General features: G+C 71.1%; 22 protein-coding genes and 1 pseudogene. 4 read left to right on the top strand and 19 right to left on the bottom strand.

The window, feature by feature from the left end; genetic code table 11:
* Nucleotides 1-105 precede the first annotated feature (105 nt).
* Nucleotides 106-765: a TetR/AcrR family transcriptional regulator gene (locus BLW84_RS43095; protein WP_245761787.1), complete on the bottom strand. Its 660-nt coding sequence runs from the start codon at nt 763-765 to the stop codon at nt 106-108.
* A 181-nt stretch (nt 766-946) separates the two neighbouring features.
* A complete protein-coding gene (locus tag BLW84_RS43090; protein WP_093278111.1) occupies nt 947-1345 on the bottom strand; it encodes an SPW repeat protein in 399 nt (132 codons plus the stop codon).
* Between the two features lie 232 nt (nt 1346-1577).
* On the opposite strand from BLW84_RS43090, the pseudogene BLW84_RS50595 reads away from it, so the two are divergent.
* A pseudogene (locus BLW84_RS50595) lies at nt 1578-2345 on the top strand (DivIVA domain-containing protein); the annotation flags it as partial.
* A gap of 993 nt (nt 2346-3338) precedes the next feature.
* Here BLW84_RS50595 and BLW84_RS48140 read toward each other — a convergent pair.
* Nucleotides 3339-3824 (bottom strand): hypothetical protein, encoded by a 486-nt coding sequence (locus BLW84_RS48140; RefSeq protein WP_177227018.1) that lies wholly within the window; start codon nt 3822-3824, stop codon nt 3339-3341.
* Nucleotides 3825-3940: 116 nt separating this feature from the next.
* On the opposite strand from BLW84_RS48140, the gene BLW84_RS43070 reads away from it, so the two are divergent.
* Nucleotides 3941-4126 (top strand): hypothetical protein, encoded by a 186-nt coding sequence (locus BLW84_RS43070; protein ID WP_093278105.1) that lies wholly within the window; start codon nt 3941-3943, stop codon nt 4124-4126.
* A gap of 41 nt (nt 4127-4167) precedes the next feature.
* Here the strand turns inward: BLW84_RS43070 and BLW84_RS43065 are convergent, their stop codons facing one another.
* On the bottom strand, nt 4168-4983 hold the full coding sequence (locus tag BLW84_RS43065) for an alpha/beta fold hydrolase (RefSeq protein WP_093278102.1): 816 nt from the start codon (nt 4981-4983) through the stop codon (nt 4168-4170).
* A gap of 134 nt (nt 4984-5117) precedes the next feature.
* Nucleotides 5118-6059, bottom strand: coding sequence for an extracellular catalytic domain type 1 short-chain-length polyhydroxyalkanoate depolymerase (locus BLW84_RS43060; protein WP_093278100.1), 942 nt, complete (start codon nt 6057-6059; stop codon nt 5118-5120).
* Nucleotides 6060-6242: 183 nt separating this feature from the next.
* Here BLW84_RS43060 and BLW84_RS43055 point away from each other — a divergent pair, with 183 nt between their 5' ends.
* A complete protein-coding gene (locus tag BLW84_RS43055; protein ID WP_143061324.1) occupies nt 6243-7487 on the top strand; it encodes an alpha/beta hydrolase family protein in 1245 nt (414 codons plus the stop codon).
* 10 nt (nt 7488-7497) lie between these two features.
* Here BLW84_RS43055 and BLW84_RS43050 read toward each other — a convergent pair whose 3' ends face one another.
* From BLW84_RS43050 to BLW84_RS43035, 4 genes are all read right to left on the bottom strand, one after another.
* Nucleotides 7498-8049, bottom strand: a complete 552-nt coding sequence (locus BLW84_RS43050) for a hypothetical protein (protein WP_093278098.1) — start codon at nt 8047-8049, stop codon at nt 7498-7500.
* 83 nt (nt 8050-8132) lie between these two features.
* A complete protein-coding gene (locus tag BLW84_RS43045) occupies nt 8133-9914 on the bottom strand; it encodes a helix-turn-helix domain-containing protein (RefSeq protein ID WP_093278096.1) in 1782 nt (593 codons plus the stop codon).
* 4 nt (nt 9915-9918) lie between these two features.
* Nucleotides 9919-11253, bottom strand: coding sequence for an MFS transporter (locus BLW84_RS43040; RefSeq protein WP_093278094.1), 1335 nt, complete (start codon nt 11251-11253; stop codon nt 9919-9921).
* A gap of 29 nt (nt 11254-11282) precedes the next feature.
* Complete coding sequence (locus BLW84_RS43035; protein ID WP_093278091.1) at nt 11283-12044, bottom strand: 3-hydroxybutyrate dehydrogenase; 762 nt, start codon at nt 12042-12044, stop codon at nt 11283-11285.
* Between the two features lie 240 nt (nt 12045-12284).
* On the opposite strand from BLW84_RS43035, the gene BLW84_RS43030 reads away from it, so the two are divergent.
* Entirely contained in the window at nt 12285-12803 is a 519-nt protein-coding gene (locus tag BLW84_RS43030; RefSeq protein WP_093278089.1) for a GNAT family N-acetyltransferase, read from the top strand.
* 33 nt (nt 12804-12836) lie between these two features.
* Here the strand turns inward: BLW84_RS43030 and BLW84_RS43025 are convergent, their stop codons facing one another.
* The 10 genes from BLW84_RS43025 to BLW84_RS42980 form a co-directional block, all read right to left on the bottom strand.
* Complete coding sequence (locus BLW84_RS43025) at nt 12837-13586, bottom strand: alpha/beta hydrolase (RefSeq protein ID WP_093278087.1); 750 nt, start codon at nt 13584-13586, stop codon at nt 12837-12839.
* Between the two features lie 45 nt (nt 13587-13631).
* Complete coding sequence (locus BLW84_RS43020; RefSeq protein ID WP_218157724.1) at nt 13632-13946, bottom strand: hypothetical protein; 315 nt, start codon at nt 13944-13946, stop codon at nt 13632-13634.
* Between the two features lie 22 nt (nt 13947-13968).
* Nucleotides 13969-14955, bottom strand: a complete 987-nt coding sequence (locus BLW84_RS43015; RefSeq protein WP_093278083.1) for a DUF3558 domain-containing protein — start codon at nt 14953-14955, stop codon at nt 13969-13971.
* A gap of 177 nt (nt 14956-15132) precedes the next feature.
* Nucleotides 15133-15810, bottom strand: a complete 678-nt coding sequence (dhaM, locus tag BLW84_RS43010) for a dihydroxyacetone kinase phosphoryl donor subunit DhaM (RefSeq protein WP_177227017.1) — start codon at nt 15808-15810, stop codon at nt 15133-15135.
* Nucleotides 15807-16445, bottom strand: a complete 639-nt coding sequence (gene dhaL, locus BLW84_RS43005) for a dihydroxyacetone kinase subunit DhaL (protein ID WP_093278081.1) — start codon at nt 16443-16445, stop codon at nt 15807-15809. Before dhaL ends, dhaM begins: the two co-directional genes overlap by 4 nt.
* A gap of 14 nt (nt 16446-16459) precedes the next feature.
* Nucleotides 16460-17455: a dihydroxyacetone kinase subunit DhaK gene (gene dhaK, locus BLW84_RS43000; protein ID WP_093278079.1), complete on the bottom strand. Its 996-nt coding sequence runs from the start codon at nt 17453-17455 to the stop codon at nt 16460-16462.
* A 171-nt stretch (nt 17456-17626) separates the two neighbouring features.
* Nucleotides 17627-19141: an aldehyde dehydrogenase family protein gene (locus BLW84_RS42995; protein WP_093278076.1), complete on the bottom strand. Its 1515-nt coding sequence runs from the start codon at nt 19139-19141 to the stop codon at nt 17627-17629.
* Nucleotides 19142-19213: 72 nt separating this feature from the next.
* Entirely contained in the window at nt 19214-20194 is a 981-nt protein-coding gene (locus tag BLW84_RS42990; RefSeq protein ID WP_177227016.1) for a DUF3558 family protein, read from the bottom strand.
* A gap of 113 nt (nt 20195-20307) precedes the next feature.
* Entirely contained in the window at nt 20308-20571 is a 264-nt protein-coding gene (locus BLW84_RS42985) for a hypothetical protein (RefSeq protein WP_093278072.1), read from the bottom strand.
* Between the two features lie 25 nt (nt 20572-20596).
* Complete coding sequence (locus BLW84_RS42980) at nt 20597-22261, bottom strand: sodium:solute symporter family protein (RefSeq protein ID WP_093278124.1); 1665 nt, start codon at nt 22259-22261, stop codon at nt 20597-20599.
* Between the last annotated feature and the right edge of the window lie 6 nt (nt 22262-22267).

Raw genomic sequence — 22267 nt, 5'->3', positions numbered from 1 at the left:
CTCGGTGCTCACACTGTGCGTCGCGCGGGGCCCGATTCCCGCCGGATCGGCCCGGGAGTGGGCCTAGCCCCACCCCGCCGTACGGCCAGGCCCACGCGGCACCGGTCAGGCCGGCTTGACCTTCCGCGGTTTCCCGACGCCGAGCTCCAGGGCTTTGGCGATGAAGCTGATCTCGCGGTCCAGCTCGTCGTCGTGCGCGCCGTGCCGGGCCACCGAGTGGCGGTGGTTGACCACCCTGGCCAGCAGCACGGCGGCGGTGTCGATGTCGCCGCTCACCGGGCCCGGCGGCAGCGCCAGCTCGATCACCCGGCGGATCAGCTCCACCACCGTCCCGAACCGCCGCTGCAGCGCCTGCCGCACCGCGACGTGCGTGTCCGCCTCCCGCCACAGCAGGTGGCTGAGCAGCGGCGACGACTCCAGCCGTGCGTCCAGTTCGCCGATCAGCCGGCGCAGGCTGCCCGCGACATCGCCCCGGACGGCGACCCGGTCGGACTCCACCAGGTCCTCGGGCAGCCGCTCGACCAGCGCCGTCAGCAGGTCCTGCTTGCGCCGGAAGTAGTAGTGGATGAGTCCTTTGGGGACCTCGGCCTGCTCGGCGATCCGGGACGTGGGTGTGGCGTTGAAGCCGTGCTCGGCGAACAGCTCGCCGGCCGCGTTCAGGATGCGCTCCCGCGCGGACCCGCCCTGATCACCCGGCGCCGCGACGGCATCGTCCGATGTGGACGACCGCTTGCGGGTGCCGTGATCACCCGGTGCCTCCGCCATGAACCCGACCTCCGACTCCCGGCCCGCTCGTTCCACCGAGCCGACGAAAACGCGCGGCCCGGACGTTACCGCCGGACCGCGCGACAGCGAATTCGCGAGTGGTGGTCGCTCGAACGGCCATCACCGCTCGCGACGATTGGCGTGTTTCACAAGGTGACGGCAGCCACCCGCGGCACGGCCCTCAGTGCTGGCCTGCCATCCCGCGGTGCGCGGCGTTGGCTTCGGGCAGCGCGGCGGCACCGGCGATGATGGCCAGCACGCCGACGATCCACGAGGTCCACGAGGCGCCCATGAACCCGGTGTAGCCGAGGACCCACGGCGAGATGAACAGCAGCAGGCCCAACAACATGTGGCTGTATTCGCTGGTCATCGAGCCCGGCATGGCCAACGACCACACGCTCGCGACCACCAGCAGCGCGCCCAGCACGATCATCGCGGACATCGCCGCCCCGTTCGTCGCCGTCCACATGGTCCCGAGGATCAGGTAGACGCCCAGCACCACTGCGACCCAGTCCTGCCAGCGGACCCACGGCTGCACAGTCGAACCGCTCGACCTATCGGCCACGTCGATCACCTCCACTGATGCCCGACTTGCACCTCCATGTTCACTCTTGGTTGGCCAGCCGGTCAAGAGTCCGGATCGTGGTGTTCCGTCCGCTTCGCCACACCGCCTGGCACGCCGCCGCGAAGCCGCGCCGGGGGCCTCGTCCACCGGGCGAGGAAAATCCGGCCGATACACGCCACACCTCCCACAACAACGTCGTCTTCCAGGTAGCTTGGTGGCCATGGGCCTTGCCGACGACCGCGATTTGCTGCCACTGGGATCGGGATTCGACCTCGCTCGCAAGAACGGCTACGACCGCGCCCAGGTCGATGAGCACCTCGAGCGACTCGACGCCGACATCCGCATCCTCTCCGCGGATCGCGACGCCGCGGTCTCCCAGGCGGGAGACCTGTCCAAGCAGCTGGAGTCGGCCCGCTCCGAGATCGAGAGCCTGCGCGGCCAGGTCGACCGGCTGGCCAAGCCGCCGACAACGCTGGAAGGGCTCAGCGAGCGCCTGCAGCGGATGCTGCGCCTCGCCCAGGACGAGGCGAACGACATCCGGGGCCGCGCCGAGAAGGACGCCGGCCTGATCCGCACGCGCTCCGAGGCCGAAGCGACCAACCTGCGCAACCGCTACGAGCGGCTGCTCTCCGAGGTCGACAGCCGGCGCGGCGAGATGGAAACCGAGCACCGCTCGCTGATGGAGAAGGCCAAGGTCGAGGCGGGGCGGATCACCCGCGAGGCGGAGGAGAACCGCAAGCGCGCCCACCAGGAGTCCGAGGCCCGCCGGATCCAGGTCGAAGAGGACTTCGAGATCGCGATGGCGGCGCGCCGCAGCGAATCCATGCGCACCCTCGCCGAGCAGGAGGCCACCAGCAAGGCGGAAGCCGAGCGCCGCGTCCGGGAAGCGACCGAGGAGGCCAACCGCCGGCTGCGCGAAGGCACCACCGAGGCGCATCGCCGGGTCCGCGAGGCCACCGACCAGTCGAACCGGATGGTCGGCGACGCCACCGCGAAGGCCGAGAAGCTCACCCGCGAATCCACCGAAGCCGCGCAGAAGCGCGAGAAGGACAGCATCGAGACCGCCGAGCGCCGCGAGCGCGAAAGCGTCGAAGCCGCGCAGAAGCGCGAGAAGGAGAGCGTCGAAGCCGCGCAGAAGCGCGAGAAGGAGAGCGTCGACGCCGCCGACAAGCGGAAGCGCGAGAGCACCGAGGCCGCGGAGAAGCGGATCCGGGAGAGCAAGACGGAAGCCGAGCGGATGGTCCGCGAGGCCACGGAGAAGTCCGAGCGGATGGTCCGCGAGTGCACCGAGGAGGCCACCCGCCTCATCGACGAAGCGACCCGCGAGAGCAAGCGCCTGGTCACGGCGGCCCGCGAAGACTCCCAGCGCCGCCTCGGCGCGACGACCGAAGAAGTCCAGCGCCGCCTCGGCAAGGCGGACGAGCAGGTCCACTCGCTGACCGAGCTGCGCGAGTCCGTGGCCAAGAAGCTCCGCGACGCCGCCGAAATGCTCGGCCAGACCACGCCGCTCCTGGAACGCCTCGCCCAGGAGGACTCCGAAGAGGACAAGCTCCGCGAAGCGGCGGCGGAAGCCCGCGAACAAGCCCGCAAGGACGCCGAAGACGCCCTCGCCCGCGACTCCCGCGACGAGGAGCCCACCCGCAAGGCGAAGCCGACCGCCGAAGCGACGCCTGCGGCCGCGGCGGCGACCGAGGCGAAGCCGTCGGGCGAGGCGAAGCCGGCTCAGGACGCGGCGAAGGCGAAGCCGAGCGGCGGGAAACCCCAGGCGCAGCCTGCGAAGCAGGCGAAGCCGAAGGGCCAGGGCGGCAAGCCGTCGGGCGGCAGCGGAGCCGCCGACGACGGGCCGACGGAGCAGATCCACCGGGACACGGTGCGCGGTCATAGCCCGCACGACGAGCCGACGCGGCGCATCCAGCTGCCGGTGCCGGACGGCAAGGGCCAGCAGCGCTCCCACAGCGCCACCCGAATCGACGCCACGAACCAGCAGCGCCGCTGACAGCAGCCCACCTCACCTGCACGAATACTCGTCCAGCGGCGCCGGATCAGCCCTGATCCCCATCGCGCCGCCGGGACGTCGCGTGTCCTCTGCGAAGCGGCGGGCGTACGCGACCAGCCAGATCAGCAGTGCGATCAGCAGGGCCCAGCAGCTGAACGCGAGCACCACGAGCACCGCCAGGCAGGCCGAAGCGGCGGCGATGCGGATCGGTCCACTTAGGACTCGCGTATCCGCCGCGGTGCAGCCGAGGTACACGACGCGGAACAGCGTCGTGGGGATGGTGACCAGTTGCGCGGTGTTCACGACATCCGCCGCCGCTGCTCCGAGCAGCAGCGCGCTCGCCACGACGATGGCCGCCTGCAACCCCCACGGCGTTCCCGTTTTCGCAGGATCCTCGCCATCGAGCCGGTCACCGACGCCCGCAGCACCTCCGCGATCCGCACGGTGCTCAGCCGCGGTCCCCTGCCGCTCGACCACTGGTCGGATCGCCGCTGACACCTGACGTTCCGCCTGGTCAGTGCGGGTGCGCGTCATCGGTGTGGCCGACGCCTCTCTCTACGAGCAAGGACAGCTGTGGGCATCTCGCGGCCTGCACCGACGGAAAGGACCAGGTCATGTCGGACCAGGAGTTCCCAACCGGTGATGACGACAGGGCGCGCGTCAAACGGCAGTCCGGCAGCTACTTCATGCTGCCCAGCGAAACGGCCGAGCAGTTCAAGCGGTCCGAGGCAGACCTGGAGAAATCGCGGGATCGCACCGTAGACCGGGACACTCACCTGCCGGGCAAGGGCGACCGCTAGAAGGCAGGGGCGCGAGGCTCGGCAACCGAGCCTCGCGTCACCTAAGCGATCCTGGTGATCCAGGAACGGACGGCGTCGGAGAAGGCGTCCGGCGCCTCGACCGAGGACAGGTGCCCGACGCGCGGCAACGTCACGAGCTCGCCACCCTGCAGCGCATCCGCCAGCTCGCGAGCGTTCTCCGGGGGCGTCAGCGCGTCTTCCTCACCGACGACAACCAGCGCCGGGCCGTCGTAGGACCGCAGCGTGGCTGTGCTGTCGGGACGGCCCGCCATCGCGCGCTGCGCCCACGCGACACCGTCCGCAGGTTGAGCATCGATCATCTCGCGGACACCGGAGACGACCTCGGGGCGCTGCTCGTGCGTAGTGCGCCCCAACAGGTTCGGCAGGCTGCTCTCCGCGAGCCAGCCCTTGGTGCCCTCGCGCTCTGCGCGATCCGCAACCTTTAGGCGGTTGGCGCGCTGCTCGTCGTTGTCGGCGACGGCCTTGGTGTCGACGAGCAACAGGCCCGCGACGCGCTGCGGCGCAGCGCGCAGCAGCGCCATCGCGACGTAGCCGCCCATTGAGCAGCCGCCCAGGACGACCCGCGGCAGCTCCAGCCGATCCAGCAGGGCCAGGATGTCGGCGGCCGCGCGATCGATGCTCGGCTGCCCCGCCGCGCGCCGGTTCGCGCCCGGCTCCGCCAGGCCCGGCGCCGACGAGCCGTCCAGCGCGCTCTCGCCGAGCCCCCGTTGATCAGGGGTGATCACCCGAAACTGGTCGTCCAGGCGGCCCCGCACCGGATCCCACATCCGCGCATCCACCGGGAAGGCGTGCAGCAGCACCAGCGGCGTCCCGGCTCCCGATTCGATGAAGTGCACGGGCCCATCCTGCCGGAACGACCCACCCGGCGCGCCCCAACGAACCGCCGCCACCCGCCTTCCTGCGCGACTTGCAGCATGGGAACCTTCCTGTCACCCCGGCCCGGCCCGGCGCGAGCATGGGAACCTTCCTGTCATCCGAGCGCCCAGGCCTGGCTCAGGTGTGCCGCGGCGCAGATGTTGACGTCCAGCAGGTAGGCGCCCGCGCGGCCGCACTGGCCCGCACCCGTGCCCGGGTCGATCGGTTGGCCGTGGCCCATGCCGGTGATCTCGAACGTCTCCACCAGCGTGCGGCCGTTGGCGTCGTTGTAGACCGCGTGCGGGTAGCCCGCGACGGTGTCGGTGGCCGACGGCGTGCCCGGGATGCCGTGCACGTTGGTCCACTGCTCGACCTGCTCGCGCTGGTTCGCCGGCGCCACCGTGTAGTCGGCGGTGCCGTGCCAGATGCTCAGCGTCGGCCGCGGCCCCTGGTGCGGGCTCGCGGCGCGTACCTTGTCGCCCCACTGCGCCGCCGTCAGGTCTCGGCCGGGGTTCATGCACGTGAACGCATCGACGGCGCTCGTCGCGCAGCCGAACGGCAGGCCCGCCACGACGCCGCCGCCGGCGAACATCTCCGGGTACGTGGCGAGCAGCACCGAGGTCATCCCGCCGCCCGCGGACAGGCCCGTGACGTAGACCCGGGCCGGGTCCGCGCCGGTGTCGTCGATCGCGCGCCGCACCATCTGCGCGACCGATTCCGCCTCGCCCTGACCGCGCGTTGTGTCGCCGGGCTGGAACCAGTTGAAGCAGCGGCTGCTGTTGTTGGCCGCTTCCTGCTGCGGCAGCACGAGCGTGAAACCCGAGCGCTCGGCGAGCTCGACCCACCCCGCGCCGTTGCCGTAGCCGGCCGCGTCCTGCGTGCAGCCGTGCATCGCGACTACGACCGGACGGCCCGCGGGCAGCCCGTCGGGGACGTATTCGAACATGCGGAGCGCGCCGGGATTCGCGCCGAACCCGGTCACCTCCCGGATTTCCGCCGCCGACGCGGCGGGGGCGACGGCGAGCAGCACGGCCGCGACCAGTGAGAAGACACGCACTCAGACCACCTCCTTGTGGTTTGCACCACTCACGGTAGGGGCGCCGGCGCAACGACCTCCACAGTGGACGCCGCTACACCGCGAGTGCTTTTTGTGTGTCGCCACCACATGTTCGGGCTCGGCGCCCCGCCCTAGCGTCATGGGGCGAACCCGAGGAGGTCTGCCGTGCCCAGCCGAATCGCCCTGCTGTCCGCCGGTCTGCTCGCCGGCACGCTACTCCTTCCGGCCGAGCCGGCGGCCGCGCAGTCGGCGGACTGCCGTCCCGCGGCCCGGGTTCCCGGTGCCGCGCACCAGGAATCGGCCTGCCTGGACGACCTGACCACCACCGGCACGCTCGGTTCCGGGCACACGGTGCAGGCCGACTGGGCCGGTCTGACCGCCCAGGACCTGCCCGCGCCGGGGCCGGTTCCTGGCGTCCAGATCGACGGATACTTCCCGGATACCTCCGCGACGAACACCAACCACGGCTGGAACCACGACTCCCAGTTCGTGCTTCGCCTGCCGCAGCGGTGGAACGGCGGCCTGGTGATCAGCGGCACTCCCGGCAACCGCAGGCAGTACGCCAACGACCGCGCCATCGCCGACCACGTCCTGGCGGCCGGTTACGCCTTCGCCGCGACCGACAAGGGCAACACCGGCCCCGAGTTCTTCACCGACGGACAGCGGCCGGGTGACGCCGTCGCCGAGTGGAACCACCGCGTGACGCAGCTGGCAGCCGCGGCGAAGGTCACCGCCTGGCGGCACTACGGCCGGCCGCCGTCGCGGACGCTCGCGGCCGGGCTCTCCAACGGCGGCTACCTCGTGCGCTGGCAGTTGGAGAACCGGCCTTGGCTCTACGACGGCGGAATCGACTGGGAAGGGACGCTGTGGACGCAGCGGGACAACCTGCTGACCTTCCTGCCGACGGCGCTGCGCGCCTACCCCGCCGGCGATGAACCGGCGATCCTGGCCGCGGGTTTCGCGCCGGGATCGCAGTTCCTGTGGGACTACCACCACCGCGTCTACTGGGATCTGACGCAGCGGATCTACCGCGAGGAGTTCGATCCCGGCTACGACGGCGACCGGGTGGCCGGGATCCCGTTCTGCGCCAGCGGCACCGAGGGCTGCGACGCGGACTACGACTACGCGCGGCGCCCCGCCGAGGTGCATCGCGCGGTCGAGCGGATCGCGCTCACCGGCCGGATCGGCAAGCCGCTGATCACCCTGCACGGCACCCTCGACACGCTGCTGCCGATCAGCCGGGATTCCGACGTCTACGCGCGGATGGTGGCCGAGTCCGGGCGGGCCGGTCTGCACCGCTACCACCGCATCGAGGGCGGCAACCACACCGACGGCCTGGTGGACCAGTTCCCGGGCCGCCTGCGCCCGCTGGCGCCGCACTTCCGCGACGCCTTCGGCGAGCTGGAGGGCTGGCTCGGCGGCAGCTGACCCCTCCCGGTCAGGCCCCGCGACTGCGGGAGCGAGCGAAGCTCTGCGCCGTGGCGGTCAAGCTGCCAGCCAGCAGGGTGATGCCCGACAGCGTCCCGCTCACCAGCGGAATCCACGCCAGCGCGCCGATTCCGGCCATGGCAAGCCCGGCGATGCCGAAGACGGTCAGCAGCACGCCCGGCACCGCGATCGACGACCGCCGCCAGACGCCCGCCAGCGCGAGGAAGTGCACCCCGACGACGAAGGCGATCCATGCGACATTCGCCTGGTCGGGGGCGCCCAGCAGGCGCAGGACTGCGATGCCGCCGAACAGCAACACCGCCTCAGCTGCGACGACGAGCCCGTAGCGCTTGCCGAACATGCCACCGGACGGCCGGGCCTCGGCGGTGCGGGGAGCCTTGTTGGCCAGCACGGCCAGAAGGACGATCGCGGCGAGAGCGACGGCCGCGAGCACCTTGAGCGTCAGCGCGGCCGGGCCGGGCAACGGGTCCGAGGTGTTGACGAAGACGAACACCGCGCCGAAGACGGCCCCGATCAGGGCGCCGAGATTTTCCTGTCGCACCCGCAAACATTAGCCGAACGCCACTCATATTCACCCGCATGATCCACGCCACACCGCGTCGGTCAGGCTCGGCGGGCCGCCCGCTAGGTCTGCAGGTTGTGCAGGCGTAGTGCGAGCTGGATTTCCAGGGCCCGGTCCGGGGTCTGCCAGTCGGAGCCGAGCAGGGAGCCGACGCGGTCGAGCCGTTGCACGACCGTGTTGACGTGCACGTGGAGCGCGTCCTTGGCCCGCGTGAGGTTCGCCCCGGCGGCGAAGTACGCGTGCAGCGTGCCGGCCAGTTCGGTGCCGCGGCGGGCGTCGTAGTCGAGCACCGGACCGATCGTCCGCCGGACGAAGCCGGTCAGGTCCGTGTGCTCGCCCAACAGCACGCCGAGGAACCCGAGGCCGTCCATGGCCGCGCCCTCGCCGATGCGGCCGAGCGCGAGCAGGGCGCGCAGGCAGCGGGCCGCCTCGGCGTGCGCCGCGGCGATCTCCTGCGGGCCGCGCGCCGGGCCCGCCGCGCCGACCGTGACCGAGTTGTCCACGATGGATCGCAGTTCGGCGGCGATGCGGGACGCCGACTGCCCCGGATCACCGGCGGGCACCAGGAGGACGACCTCCTCGGCGTGGATGCCGGCGAGCGCGGCGCACCGCCCGGCCGCCACCGCCAGCCGCGTCCGGGGCACCTTGTCGGCGTGCGCGATGAGCACGGCGTGCGGCTCGACGAGGTCCAGCCCGAGCCGATCGGCGCGGGCCAGCAGCGCGCCGGGATTGCGGTCGGGCGCGGTCAGCAGGTCGGTGAGCAGCTCGCCGCGCACCTCGTCCTCCGCCTTCGCCACGGATCGGCGCAGCATCAGCAGCAGCGCGGTGACCACCGCCGCGCGCTCGAACAGCCGTCGGTCGGCGTCGACCAGATCCGCCCGCCCGGCCAGCACGATGCTGCCGAGCAGCTCCGGCCCGGCCTGCACCGCGCACACCCAGCCGTCCGATGTGGACACGGCGCGGCCCGCGGCCCGGGACGTCGCGACGGCTTCCGCAGGCGGCTCGGGCGGTGTGCCGCCGGCGCCGGTCAGCTCGGCGCCGTCCGCGTCGAACATCCCGATCGCGCCGCGCAGCACATCGGCCACCGACGCCGCCACCTCCGGCAGGTCGCCACCGCGCAGCACCAGATCCATCAGCCGGTCGTGGGCCTCCTCGGCGCGGTGCAGGGCCTCGCTGTGCGCGCTGATCTCCTCCAGCAGGGCGGCGTTGTCCAGCGCGATCGCGGCGTGGTCCGCCAGCGACGACAGCAGCGCGACCTCGTCCGGGCTGAACTCGCGGCGCGTCCGGTCCGAGGCGTAGAGCACGCCGATGACCTGGTCGCCGAGCGCCAGCGGCACGCCCAGGATCGCGGTCAGCCCCTCGTCGCGGACCGCCGAGTCGATCGGCGAGGTGTGCCGGAACCGCTCGTCGGCGAAGTAGTCGTGCGTCGCGTACGGCTGCGCGGTCTGCGCGACCAGGCCACCCAGGCCCTCCCCCATGCCGAGCGTGACCTTCTGGAACAGCCGCGACACCGAGCCGTCGGTGACCCGCATGTACGTGCGCCCGGCGGCCTCGTCGTTGAGGCTCAAGTAGGAGACGTCCACGCCGAGCAGCGTGCGGGCCCGGCGCACGATCGACCGCAGCACCGCGTCGGTGTCGCGCAGCCTGGCCAGATCGCTGGCGGTGTCGAACAACGCGCTGAGCTCGGCCTCGCGGCGGCGGTGCGCGCCGAGCGTGCCGTGGATCCGCAGCGCCACCGCGGCGGCCTTGCCCAGCTGCGGGTTCTCGACCGCGACGCGCGCCAGCTGCTCGCTGCTCGCGCCGCTGGCGAGCAGTTCGAGCAGCCGGACCACGTCGTCGTTCACCGGCTCATCTTGTCACCGCGACCTGCTCGTCCGGAGCCTCATCGTGCAACGAGCTGCCCGCGGTCTCCTTCGCCAGCGCGACCGCGACCAGCGTGATCGCGCACATCGCGAGGACGTAGCCGGACACCGCGATCGTGCTGCCGAAGGCCTGCAGCAGCGCCACCGCGACGAGTGGCGCCACCGCACCGGCCGCGATCGAGGACAGCTGGCCGCCGACGGAAAGCCCGGTGTAGCGGACCCTGGTCGGGAACTGCTCGGCGAAGAACGCCGCCTGCGGCCCGTACATCGCACCGTGCAGCAGCAGTCCCACCGTCGTCGCGGCCGTGATCACCACTGCCGATTTGCTGTCCAGCAGCGCGAAGAACGCGAAGCCCCACGCCGCCATCGCGACCGTTCCGAACAGGTAGACGGGCTTGCGGCCCAACCGGTCGGACAACGCGCCCCACAGCGGGATCGTCGCGAAGTGCACCGCCGAGCCGATCAGCACCGCGTTCAACCCGACGGACTTCGGCAGCCCCAGCGGCCCGGTGACGTAGACCAGGATGAACGCGGTGAGCACGTAGTAGGACACGTTCTCGGCCATCCGCGAGCCGATGGTGACCAGCACCTGCCGCCAGTGCGTCCGGAACACCTCCACCACCGGGACGCTCCGGGTTTCCGCCCGCTGCTCGGCCTTCGCCTGCGCGTCGAGGAAGACCGGCGACTCGCTGACGGCGAGCCGGATCCACAGGCCGATCACCACCAGCACGCCGGAGAGCAGGAACGGGATCCGCCAGCCCCACGCCATGAACGCCTCGTCGGACTGCGTCGCGGCGAGCACCGCCAGCACCGCGGTGGCCAGCAGGTTCCCGCCGGGCGCGCCGCACTGCGGCCACGACGCCCACAGCCCGCGGCGGCGAGCGTCGCCGTGCTCGGACACGATCAGCACCGCGCCGCCCCACTCGCCGCCCAGCGCGAAGCCCTGCACCAACCGCAGCAGCGTCAGCAGCAGCGGCGCGGCCACGCCGACCGCCGCGTAGGTGGGCAGCAGGCCCATCGCGCAGGTGGACCCGCCCATCAGCAGCAGGCTCAGCACCAGCAGCTTCTTGCGGCCGACGCGGTCGCCGAAGTGCCCGAACACCAGGCCGCCGAGCGGCCGGGCGAGGAACCCGATGGCGTAGGTGGTGAACGCCAGCAGCGTGCCGGTCAGCGGATCGGCATCGGGGAAGAACAGGTGGTTGAACACCAGCGCGGCTGCGGAGCCGTAGAGGAAGAAGTCGTACCACTCGATCGTCGTGCCGATGAGGCTGGCGCCGACGACCCGCGCGATCGAGCCGCGCCCGGATGGGTTGCTGGCCAAGGCGAACACTCCTTTGTGTGTGGGCCGGTTCAGGCGGCGGTCCAGCCGCCGTCCATCGGCAGCGAAGCGCCGGTGACGTGCTCCGCGTGGTCCCCGCAGAGCCAGCGCACGAGTTCGGCGACCCGGCTGGGGTCGATCAGCCGCTTGAGCGCGGCGCGCTGCAACAAGACCTGCTCGACGACCTCGGACTCGCCGAGCCCGTGCGCCGCGGCCTGCCCGGCGATCTGGTCGCGGACCAACGGCGTGTCGACGTACCCGGGATTCACGCAGTTGCTCGTCACGCCGTGCTCGGCGCCCTCGAGCGCGACCACTTTGGACAGTCCTTCGAGCGCGTGCTTCGCGGCCACGTAGCCGGCCTTGAACGGGCTGGCGCGCAGGCCGTGCACGCTCGAGACGTGCACGATGCGTCCCCAGTCCTGGGCGTACATGTGCGGCAGCACCTTGCGGGTCAGCAGGAACGGCGCGGTCACCATCACCTGCTGCATGCGGACGAACGTCTCCGGCGGGAACTCGGGCAGCGCGGCGACGTGCTGGAAACCCGCGTTGTTGACCAGGACGTCGACCTCGGCGGGAAGCCCGTCGACGGCCGCCGCATCGGCGAGGTCTACGGCGTGCGCCCAGCCGCCGACGTCGGCGGCGACCCGTTCGGCGGCGGCGCGGTCGAGATCGACGACGTGCACCTTCGCCCCGGACTCCGCGAGCGCCTGCGCGCACGCCTGCCCGATCCCGCTGCCGGCGCCGGTCACCAGCGCCACGCGCCCGCCCAACGAGACGTGCCGGATGTCACTCATGCCCCAGGACGTTAAGCCGCGGACCCGCCAGCGCCTATGTGTGCAGTCGCCACAACATCACCGAACTTCGTAGCACTACTCGCCACTCGGGATGGTGTGCAGCATGGGAACCTTCCTGTCACCCCAGGCTCCCGCCGGACCGGCCGAGGCGGTGCGAGCATGGGAACCTTCCTGTCACCCTCCGCCGCTACCAGCGAAAATCGGATGATCGGGAGCGGGTCGAGGGGCTAGCGTGGGCGGGTGCTCGAACCGGATGAGATCCACACCCGCCGCCTCGTCCTCCGCCGCATCCAGCCGGCCGACGACGAGGCGTTCATCGCGATCTCCGCCGCCGCGGAGACCCACCCGTTCGACGCGCACATCCGACGATCCCGGGAACAGCTCCTCGAGCTGCTCGGCAAGATCCACCGGAGCTGGGCTTCCGACGGAATCAGTTACTGGGCAATCCGGCTGCCGGGTTCCGAGGACGTGATCGGCTTCGGCGGCCTGCGGCACTGGGTCGAGGAGGGCGAGCCGGTGCTGAACCTCTACTACCGCTTCTGGCCGAGCGCGTGGGGCAACGGCTACGCGACGGAAATGGCCGAGACCGCCGTGCAGTGGGCGCGGCGACACCGACCGGACCGGCCGGTCATGATCGTGACGGATGCGGACAACATCCCGTCCGTGCGGGTCGCCGAGAAGCTCGGGTTCAAGCTGCACCTGGCGCGCCACCGCGACGGCCTGCCCGAGCTGGTGTTCCGGCTATCGACCACGGGCTGACGCGAGCACCGGAACCTCCCTGGGAACCCCAGGTCAGGAGTCGACGATGGTGACCTTGCGGGTCTCCGACGGGCCGTCCCAGGTGTGCGGCAGCGGCGTCGGCACGTCCGGCGCCACGACGCGCACGATCGCGTCCAGCGCGGCCTCCGCCTTGCCGACCCAGAGGTGCTTGGTGTCCGGGAAGCCGATCACCTCGGCCTGCGGGATCGCCGCGAATCGCCGGCGCGCCTCGTCCGGGCGCAGGTAGTCGTCGAACTCCGGGATCAGCGCGTGCACCGGCTTGCCCGACTCGGCCCAGGCCGCCAGGTGTTCCTCGGTGCTCCAGCGCAGCGGCGGGGAGATCAGCACCGCGCCCTCGACGAGCGGGTCCAGGCCGTGCACCAGCGTCAGGTCGGTGCCGAACGACCAGCCGACCAGCCACACGTTCGGCAGGTCGTGGAACTCGGCGAACTCCAGCGCCGCGGCCACGTCGAACCGCTCGCTGTTGCCGCCGTCGAAGCTGCCCTCGCTGCGGCCCGCCTCGCTGACCGTGCCGCGCGTGTTGAACCGCAGCACCGCGAGGTCGGCGAGCGCGGGCAACCGGAACGCGGCCTTGCGGTAGATGTGCGAGTCCATCATGCCGCCGTGAGTGGGCAGCGGGTGCAGGCAGATCAACGTCGCGCGCGGCGGCCGGGACTCCGGCAGCGCCAGCTCACCGATCAGCTTCAGGCCGTCGGCCGTGTGCAGGGTGATCTCTTCGCGGCGGGCCGGCAGCATCGTGTTGGCGCGGATCTCGGTGCTCATCACCTCGATCCTGCCACGAACGAGTGGCCGACACGCTGTGACGTGCTACGACCAGCGCCGCGTCGGCCCGCGCCGGCCGCGCGCGCTCCAGCAGCCGTTGTGCCAGTGGCGCCGGTCGGCGACGCTGCCCTGCTCCGCCTCCGGCCAGGCCACCACGTGCGCGATGCCGGGCCTGATCTCGTGGTCGCAGCCCGGACACCGGTAGACCTTGGTGGCCTGCGCGGCGGGCACGGTGCGCACCATCCAGTCGCCGTCGGACCCGTGCTCGACCCGGGACATGCCGAACGCGGTGCCCATCGCACGGTGGCTGGTGTCCTGGGACAGGCCCTTCGGGCGTTGCGGTCGGTTGCGTCGAGGCACGCCTGCAACGGTAACGGCCCGGCTACGGGCCGGACGCCGGCAGGTACGGCCAGGCCTGCTGGGCGAGGCCGCGGGCGTACTCGCACGCGTCGATTCCGGTCATCCCCGGCACTGCCACGACCAGCATCGCCACCTCGACCTGGCCGGTGGCCGGATCGCCGAACGGGATGTGCCCGGTTTCCGCGGAGCACAGCGGAACCTGCGGGTCGCCGCCGACGACGCTGACCACGGTGCGCCGGTCGGCGATCTGCTCCTCGACGGCCGCGCCGTGCAGCACCTTCGGCGGTTCACCGGCGGTGTGCAGGAACTGGACGCGCGGCGCGTCGGCAGCCTGCGCACCCCACATGCACTGGTGCCCGGCCGGGCTCGGCTGGGGTTCCGCCGCTTCCAACCCGGGAACCTGCTGCACGGCAGCGGAATCCAGCAGCTCGCACGGATCTTGCAGCGCCAGCGAGTTCGCCCCGAACGACCGGTGCCCCACCCGCTGCTGTTCGAGGGCGGCGACTGCCGCGTCGGCCCCGGCCTGGGCCACCGCGCACAACCCGGCGGCCGGATCGCCGGTCAGCAGATCGACGCTGACCTGCATGGCGATGTCGTCGGCGAACAGGATCTGCCGAGTGCAGTGCCCGGGCAGCGGCGCGTCCTGCACGATCCGCAGCGGCCCGCGCTGAACGACCGGCTGGCCCTGCTCGACCGGACCGGCGTAGACCAGGTCTCCCACCGCGAACTGCGCGAGCGAGCCGTCGTTGAGCTTCAGGTGCAGCAGGCAGTAGTCCAGCGACACCGTTCCCGCGTTCTCCACCTGACCGAAGCTTTGCAGCGCGGCCGGATCGGCCAAGGTGCACGGGTCCACTGTGCGCAGATCGCCGAGAACCGCTGCGGCGGTGCCGGCGTCGCTCGGCTGGCCGCCGGACTGGCCGACCGGCGCGGCCTCCGGCGTGCACCCCGCCACCAGCAGCACCAGTAGTAGCAGCAGCGGCGTACCTCGGTGGCGGAGACGCAGCGACATCAACTCAGCCTAACCCGCCGGGCAGCCGCACCGGCCGATGACAGCACGGGAACTTTCCTGTCATCCTCCCCGGAACCGCCGCGAGCATGGGAACCTTCCTGTCACCCAACGCACGAAAAAGGGAACCTTCCCGCCGTTCGTGGCAGGAAGGTTCCCATGCACCGGCCGCCGGGCCGGTTACTCGTCGAAGTTGCGCTTGGCCAGGTCGAAGATGCGCTCCACCGCTTGGCGCGCGTCCGGGCCGTTGGCCCGCAGGACGATCCGGTCGCCCTTGCGCGCGCCCAAGCCCATGACGCCCAGCACGCTGGCGGCGTCGGCTTCCTTGTCGCCCAGCGAGATCGTGACGTTCGCCTGCAGCCCGTTCAGGCTGCGGGCCAGCAGTGCCGCGGGTCGCGCGTGCAGGCCGACTTCGTTGGCCAGCTCCAGCTCCTCGTGGACTTCGTCCGCCGCCGTGGGTTCGCCAGGCTCGGCGAGCTCGCCGCCCGCGGCCGCCGCCTCGGCGGCTCCGGCGACGCCCCGCATGTCGCCGCCGCCTTGGGCCGCAACGGCTGCGGCGACCGCGCCCTCCACCAGCGGCGCGTCGACGACGAGCGCGGTGCTCGGGTCGCCGAGCGACTCCACTGCTAGCTCGGCGATCATCTGCGCGCTGCCGAGGTCGTAGAGCACCACCGCACCGGCCCCGGTGTTGGCGTCCGACAGGGCCGCGGACACCTTCTCGAAGTCCGTGCCGATGTTGCCGTCCGGCAGTCCCCCGGCGGGCACGACCCGCACCTCGGGGGCCATCTGCCGGGCGAGTTCGGCGACTCCCTCGGCGAGCCGGGTGCTGTGGGAGACGATGACCAGTCCGACGTTCATGATCGCGACCTCGTGGCTTCGGCGAATGCGGACAACAGCAGCGCGGTCGAGCGCGCCCCGGGATCGATGTGCCCGGCGCTGCGCTCGCCGAGGTATGACGCGCGACCCTTGCGGGCCACCAGCGGTTCGGTCGCCTGCACGCCCTGGTGCGCGGCATCGGCCGCGGCGGCCAGCACCGCGGCCGCGCCTTCGCCGGATTCCGCGGCGCTCTTGGCGGCTTCCACCGCCGGCGACAACGCATCGACCATCGTCTTGTCGCCGACGGCCGCGCGGCCGCGGCCGATGACGCCTTCCATCCCGGCCTGCAGCGCCTTGGCGACCGCCGCGCCGTCGAGCTCCTCGGCGTCGCCGACCGCCGCCGCCGCGCGCAGGAACGCGGTGCCGTACAGCGGCCCGGACGCGCCGCCGACGGTCGAGATCAGCACGGTGGCGGTCAGCTTCAGCGCCGCGCCCGGCGTCTCCGGCGCCGCCGTATCCACTTTGGACACCACGGCGCGGAAGCCCCGATCCATGTTCTCCCCGTGGTCGGCGTCGCCGATCGCCCGGTCGAGCTGGATCAGCTCGTCGCGGTGCTCGGCGACGACGGCCGCACCCGCCCGCAGCGCGGCGATCACGTCCTGTGCGGTGCAACCCATTCCGGCGTTCTCCCTCACCAGTTCAGCGCGGCGGTGCGCACCGGCGCGTCCCAGAGCTCGGTCAGCTGGTCGTCCAGCTTCAGCAGCGTCAGGCTCATGCCCTGCATTTCCAGGCTCGTGATGTACGGGCCGACCAGTCGCCGCCGGACGTGGATGCCGCGCTCGGCGAGCAGCCGCTCGGCGATGCCGTGCGCCAGGTAGAGCTCCAGCAGCGGGGTGCCGCCCATCGAGTTGGTGAACAGCAGCACTTCGTCGCCCGCGGCGAACGGCAGGTCCTCGAGGATCGGTTCCAGCAGCCGCCGGACGATGTCGTCCGCCGAGGTCAGCGGCACCCGGGCCCGGCCGGGCTCACCGTGGATGCCGATGCCGATCTCCATCTCGTCCGCGGCGAGGTCGAAGCTCGGCTGACCGACGTGCGGCACGGTCGGCGAGGTCACCGCCATGCCCATCGAACGAACCTGGGACACCACCCGCTTGGCGAGCTCCTCGCACTCGTCCAGGCTCGCGCCGCGCTCGGCGGCCGCGCCGACGATCTTCTCCACCAGGACCGTGCCGCCGACCCCGCGCCTGCCCGCGGTGTGCGTGGAGTCCTTCACCGCCACGTCGTCGTCGACGATCACGCTGCGCACCTCGACGCCGTCCATGCCGGCCAGCTCGGCAGCGGTCTCGAAGTTGAGCACGTCGCCGGTGTAGTTCTTCACCACCAGCAGCACGCCCGCGCCGCCGTTGGTTTCGTCGATCGCGGCCTGCACCGCGTCCGGGGTCGGCGAGGTGAACACCGCGCCGGGCACCGCGGCCGACAGCATCCCGGGGCCGACGAACCCACCGTGCAGCGGCTCGTGCCCGGAACCGCCGCCGGACACCACCGCGACCTTGCCGGACACCGGCGCGTCCGTGCGCACGATCACCGCGGGATCGGTGCGGACGCGGAGCAGCTCGGGATGCGCGGCGGCCATGCCCCGCAGCGACTCGGCGACCACGTCCGCCGGATCATTGATGATCTTCTTCACCCGCTGGCCTCCTTGGCTGCCGAACCGGCGCCCGCGGCACCGGCCGGCTGACGATCAACTCCGCTCCCGCACCCCCCGCGAGCCCGGCCGGAGGGTGCGAGAGCAAGGGAACCTTCCTGTCACCGACCGCGCAAGCCCAGCTGAAACGCCGAATCGATCAGCCGGGTCGGGTCAGCGGCCGCGCACCAGCCGGACCACCCGCACCAGCCGCCGGACGGTGCCCTTGGCGCGGGCGAAGCTCATCGGATTCAGCGGCATCCGGTACCGCAGCCGCGTCACCGACTGCGGCCGGGTGAACTCGCGCAGCCCGTCCGCGCCGTGGATCCGGCCGAACCCGGAGTCCCCGACGCCGCCGAAGGGCAGCGACGGCACACCGGCGAAGGCGATCACGGAGTTCACGGCGACCATCCCGGTACGCAGTTGCCGCGCCAGCTCCACGCCCCGCGCCCGCGAGAACACCGAGGCGCCCAAGCCGTAGCGGGAGTTGTTGGCGCGGGCCACGCCCTCGTCGGCGTCGCGAACCCGCTGCACGACGATGGTCGGTCCGAAGGTCTCCTCGGTGATGGCGGTGGAATCCTCCGGCACGTCAGTGAGCACGACCGGCTCGACGAACGGCGGGCGCACCGAGTGCTCACCGCCCACGACCGCCCGGCCGCCGCGGCTGAGCGCGTCGTCGATGTGCCCGCGGATGATGTCGACCTGCGAAGGCATCGTGATCGGGCCGAAGTTGGCGCCGGGTTCGCCGCCCGGCCGCAGCTTCGCCGCCCGCTCGGCGACCATCTCCAGGAACCGGTCCGCGACGGCGTCCACGACGTAGACCCGTTCCACGCCGATGCAGGTCTGCCCGGCGTTGGACATCGCGCCCCACACCGCCGCGTCCGCGGCGGCCGCCAGGTCGGCATCGGCGTCGACGATCAGGGCGTCCTTGCCGCCGCACTCCACCAGCACCGGGACCAAGTTCTCCGCGCAGGACGCCATGACCCGCTTGCCGGTGGCGGTCGAGCCGGTGAAGGCGACCTTGTCCACCCCGGCGGCGCACAGCGCCGCGCCGGTCTCGCCGAAGCCCGTCACCAGCTGGAAGACCGGGTGCTCGGGTACGGCCTCGGCGAAGCTCTCCGTCAGCCACTGCCCGACGCCCGGGGTGAGCTCGCTGGGCTTGAACACCACGGCGTTGCCCGCGGCCAGCGCGTAGGCGATGGAGCCCATCGGCGTGAACGCCGGGTAGTTCCACGGGCCGATCACGCCGATCACGCCGAACGGCAGGTACTCGACGGTGGCGGTCTGGTTGGCCATCACGATGCCCGCCGAGACCTTTCGACGGCGCAACACCTTCTCCGCGTTGCTGGCCGCCCAATGCAGGTGGTCGACGACCAGCATCAGTTCCAGCTTGGCGTCGTCGAGCGGCTTGCCGGTCTCCGCGCAGATGACGCCCGCGAGCTCGTCGAGGCGCTTGGCCAGCAGCTTCCGCCAGGCGTCGAGCCGCTGCTTGCGACCGGCGAAACCGAGTTCGGCCCACGCCGCCTGGGCCTCGCGGGCCGCGATGACCCGCGCGCCGACCTCGGCCGCGTCGTGGATCGGGTGGCGCCCCACGATCTCCCCGGTGCGGGGGTCGATCGACTCGAACGTCGGGGACTGCTCAGTCGTGCCGCTGGGCATTTCGACGCTGCCACGGGCGGTCTGGGTCATGGCCGGCCTCCCACCTTTACGTCGGTCGTTGTCATCGTGCAGCCTACGGAATTCGGTGGCCGACCGGGACCGTCATGCGGTCGGCAGCTTCGCCCGCGCCTGTTGTGCCAGCTTCGTCGCATTCGCGCAGGGATCCATCGGGATCCGGCCCATGTTCATGATCTCGATCTGCACGAATTCGCTCTCGCCCTTGGCATTGGCGTTCTTGCGGTGCTCCCACTCGACCGCGCAGGTCGGCGGATCGGCGCTGGTGGGCACCACGATGCCCGGCACGCCGGCGAGGTCGACCGGCGGCAGCGGGCTGCTCGTCAGGGAGCCGACCTCGAAGCTCACGGTCACCGCCACGGAGTTGTCCGCCATCCACTTGCAGGCGTAGAGGCCTTCGCCACCGGCCGAGTCCACCGAGGCGCCCATCGCGGCGTCGCGGATCGCGGCCTGGTCGAGGATCTCGCACGGGTCGAACCCGCCCAGCCCGCCTGACGCGCGGGGGCTGACCGGCGGCTTCGTCCGCACGACGTCGACGGCGTCCGCCAGGATCTGCACGGCCGGCGAGCAGACGTCCGCCTGCTCGCTGCTCAGCTGGATCTCCAGCCCGCGCGGTTCGTCGAAGTTCTTGGTGTCGGCGCCGGTGTAAGCGGCCGACGCGAAGCAGGAGCCCGACCCGTTGCCGTAGACGGTGCCGGGCAGCCCGCCGATGCGGTTCGCCCCGGGGTTGGACACGCCTTCATCGAAGTAGAGGGTGACGTTGAACGGCTTGCCGTTGCGGTCCTTCATGAAGTTCGAGCAGGTCCCGAAGCCGTCCGGGGTCAACGCCGGGGCGGGTGTGCCGAACCTGCCGAGGTCGACCGCCTGCAGGGTCGCGCACACGTCCACGCCGCGCAGCCGGTCCGGCGCGAAGGCCGGGTCCAGCAGCCCGGGCTTGTCGACGTCGAACTTCGGCACTTCGACGGTCCGCCGGGCCGAGGTCGACTTGCCGTCCGCGGCGCAGCCCGCCGCTGCGAACGCGGTGAGCGCGGTGAGCAGCGCGGCGATCAAGGTCACTGGTCGGGGCACGACGATCACACTATCTATCCGATCGGCCATCGTGGCCGGGAACCTGCAGATCCGGCGCGACGCGAGCGGCGCCCGCCCCGGAGGGTGCGGACGCCGTCACACCAGGTGTTCGCCTACTCCGGGGACGCTCCCCGCTCGGCTTCGTCGGGCACCACGATGGGCCGCAGCCGGGCCCAGGCCACGAACACCACCGCGAACACGACCATGCCGATCCCGGCCCAGAGATTGATGTTCACCCCGGCGGCCTTGTCGATCTCGGCCTGCGGCTGCACCACGCCCACGATCGCGAGCACCACGCCGTAGATGGCGAACAGCAGCGCGATCACCGTCCGGATGTCGAAGGCACCCGCGGTGTGCCCGGAACTCCGACCCGCCATGGCGGAACCTCCTCGTCGTTTGAAGTCAGCCGAAGATGATGTTGAGGGCGATGATCAGGACCAGCGCGATCCCCGCCAGCAGACCCGGACGGCGATACCAGCCGGCATCCTCACCACTGGTCGACGCCTGCAAGCTCGCCCGCGGCGTCAACCCGTACACCAACCCCACCAGCTCCGCCGCCGGCTTCGGCCGCGTCACCAGCGACACCACCACACTCACCACGATGTCCACCACGAACGCCACACCCGCACCCACGAAACTCGCACCCTGCCCCGGCAGATCCAGCACCCCGGTCTCCGACAACCCGAACACCACCACCGCCGACACCGTCCCCAACACCAGACCCGCCCACCCCGCATGCGGCGTCATCCGCTTCCAGAACATCCCCAGGATGAACGTCGCGAACAACGGCGCGTTGAAGAACGAGAACAACTGCTGCAGGTAATCCATCAAGTTCGAATACCCCGCCGCGATGAACGCCGTGCCCACCGCCGCCAGCGTCGCCCCCACCGTCACCCAACGCCCCATGCTCAGGTAATAACCATCCGCCCGGTCCCGCACCACATAGGACTGCCAGATGTCATAGGTGAACACCGTGTTGAACGACGACAAGTTCGCCGCCATCCCCGCCATGAACGACGCCAGCAACCCCGCCAGCGCGACCCCCAGAATCCCGTTCGGCAGCAGATCCCGCATCAACAACAAGATCGCATCGTTGTAATCCACACCCCCACCACCGGACCCACCGGCCTGCTTGAACGCCGCCAACTCCGGGATCAGCACCGCCGCGATCATCCCCGGAATGATCACGATGAACGGAATGAACATCTTCGGGAACGCCCCGATGATCGGCGTCCGCTGCGCCGCCGACATGCTCTTGGACGCCATCGCCCGCTGCACCTCGACGAAGTTCGTCGTCCAATACCCGAAACTGAGCACGAAACCCAGCCCGAACACCAACCCCACCACCGACAACACACTGTTGTCGAACCCGGTCAACTGATTACCCGGCCACGCCGACAACTGCTCCGCACCACCCGGCCCCGCCGACACCTTCTCGACCAGACCCTGCACCCCACCGACCTTCACCAACCCGATGATCGTCAACGGCAACAACGCCGCCACGATCACGAAGAACTGCAACACCTCGTTGTAGATCGCCGCCGACAACCCACCCAACGCCGTGTACGACAACACGATCGCCGCCGCCAGCAACACCGACAACCACAACGGCCACCCCAGCAACGCATTCACGATGCTGGCCAGCAAATACAGATTCACCCCCGCGATCAACACCTGCGCCACCGCGAAACTGATCCCGTTCACCAGATGCGCCGCCCGCCCGAACCGGCGCAACATGAACTCCGGAACACTACGCACCTTCGAGCCGTAGTAGAACGGCATCATCACCACGCCCAAGAACAGCATGGCCGGCACCGCACCGATCCAGAAATAATGCATCGTCGGCATCCCGTACTCGGCACCATTCGCCGACATACCGATGATCTCGATCGCACCCAGATTCGCCGAGATGAACGCCAACCCCGTCACCCACGCCGGCAACGCCCGACCCGACAGGAAAAAATCCAAACTGGTGGAAACCGCACGCCGCGCCAGATAACCGATACCCAGCACAAAAACGAAGTACAACGCCAACAACGCAAAATCCACCGCGTTGGCGTCCAGCAGCTGACC

Source organism: Saccharopolyspora shandongensis (assembly GCF_900106995.1).
In the GTDB taxonomy this organism is placed as follows: Bacteria; Actinomycetota; Actinomycetes; order Mycobacteriales; family Pseudonocardiaceae; genus Saccharopolyspora; species Saccharopolyspora shandongensis.
The sequence above is the reverse complement of the archived record's forward strand: the minus strand, read 5'-3'. Positions and strand labels throughout refer to the sequence as shown.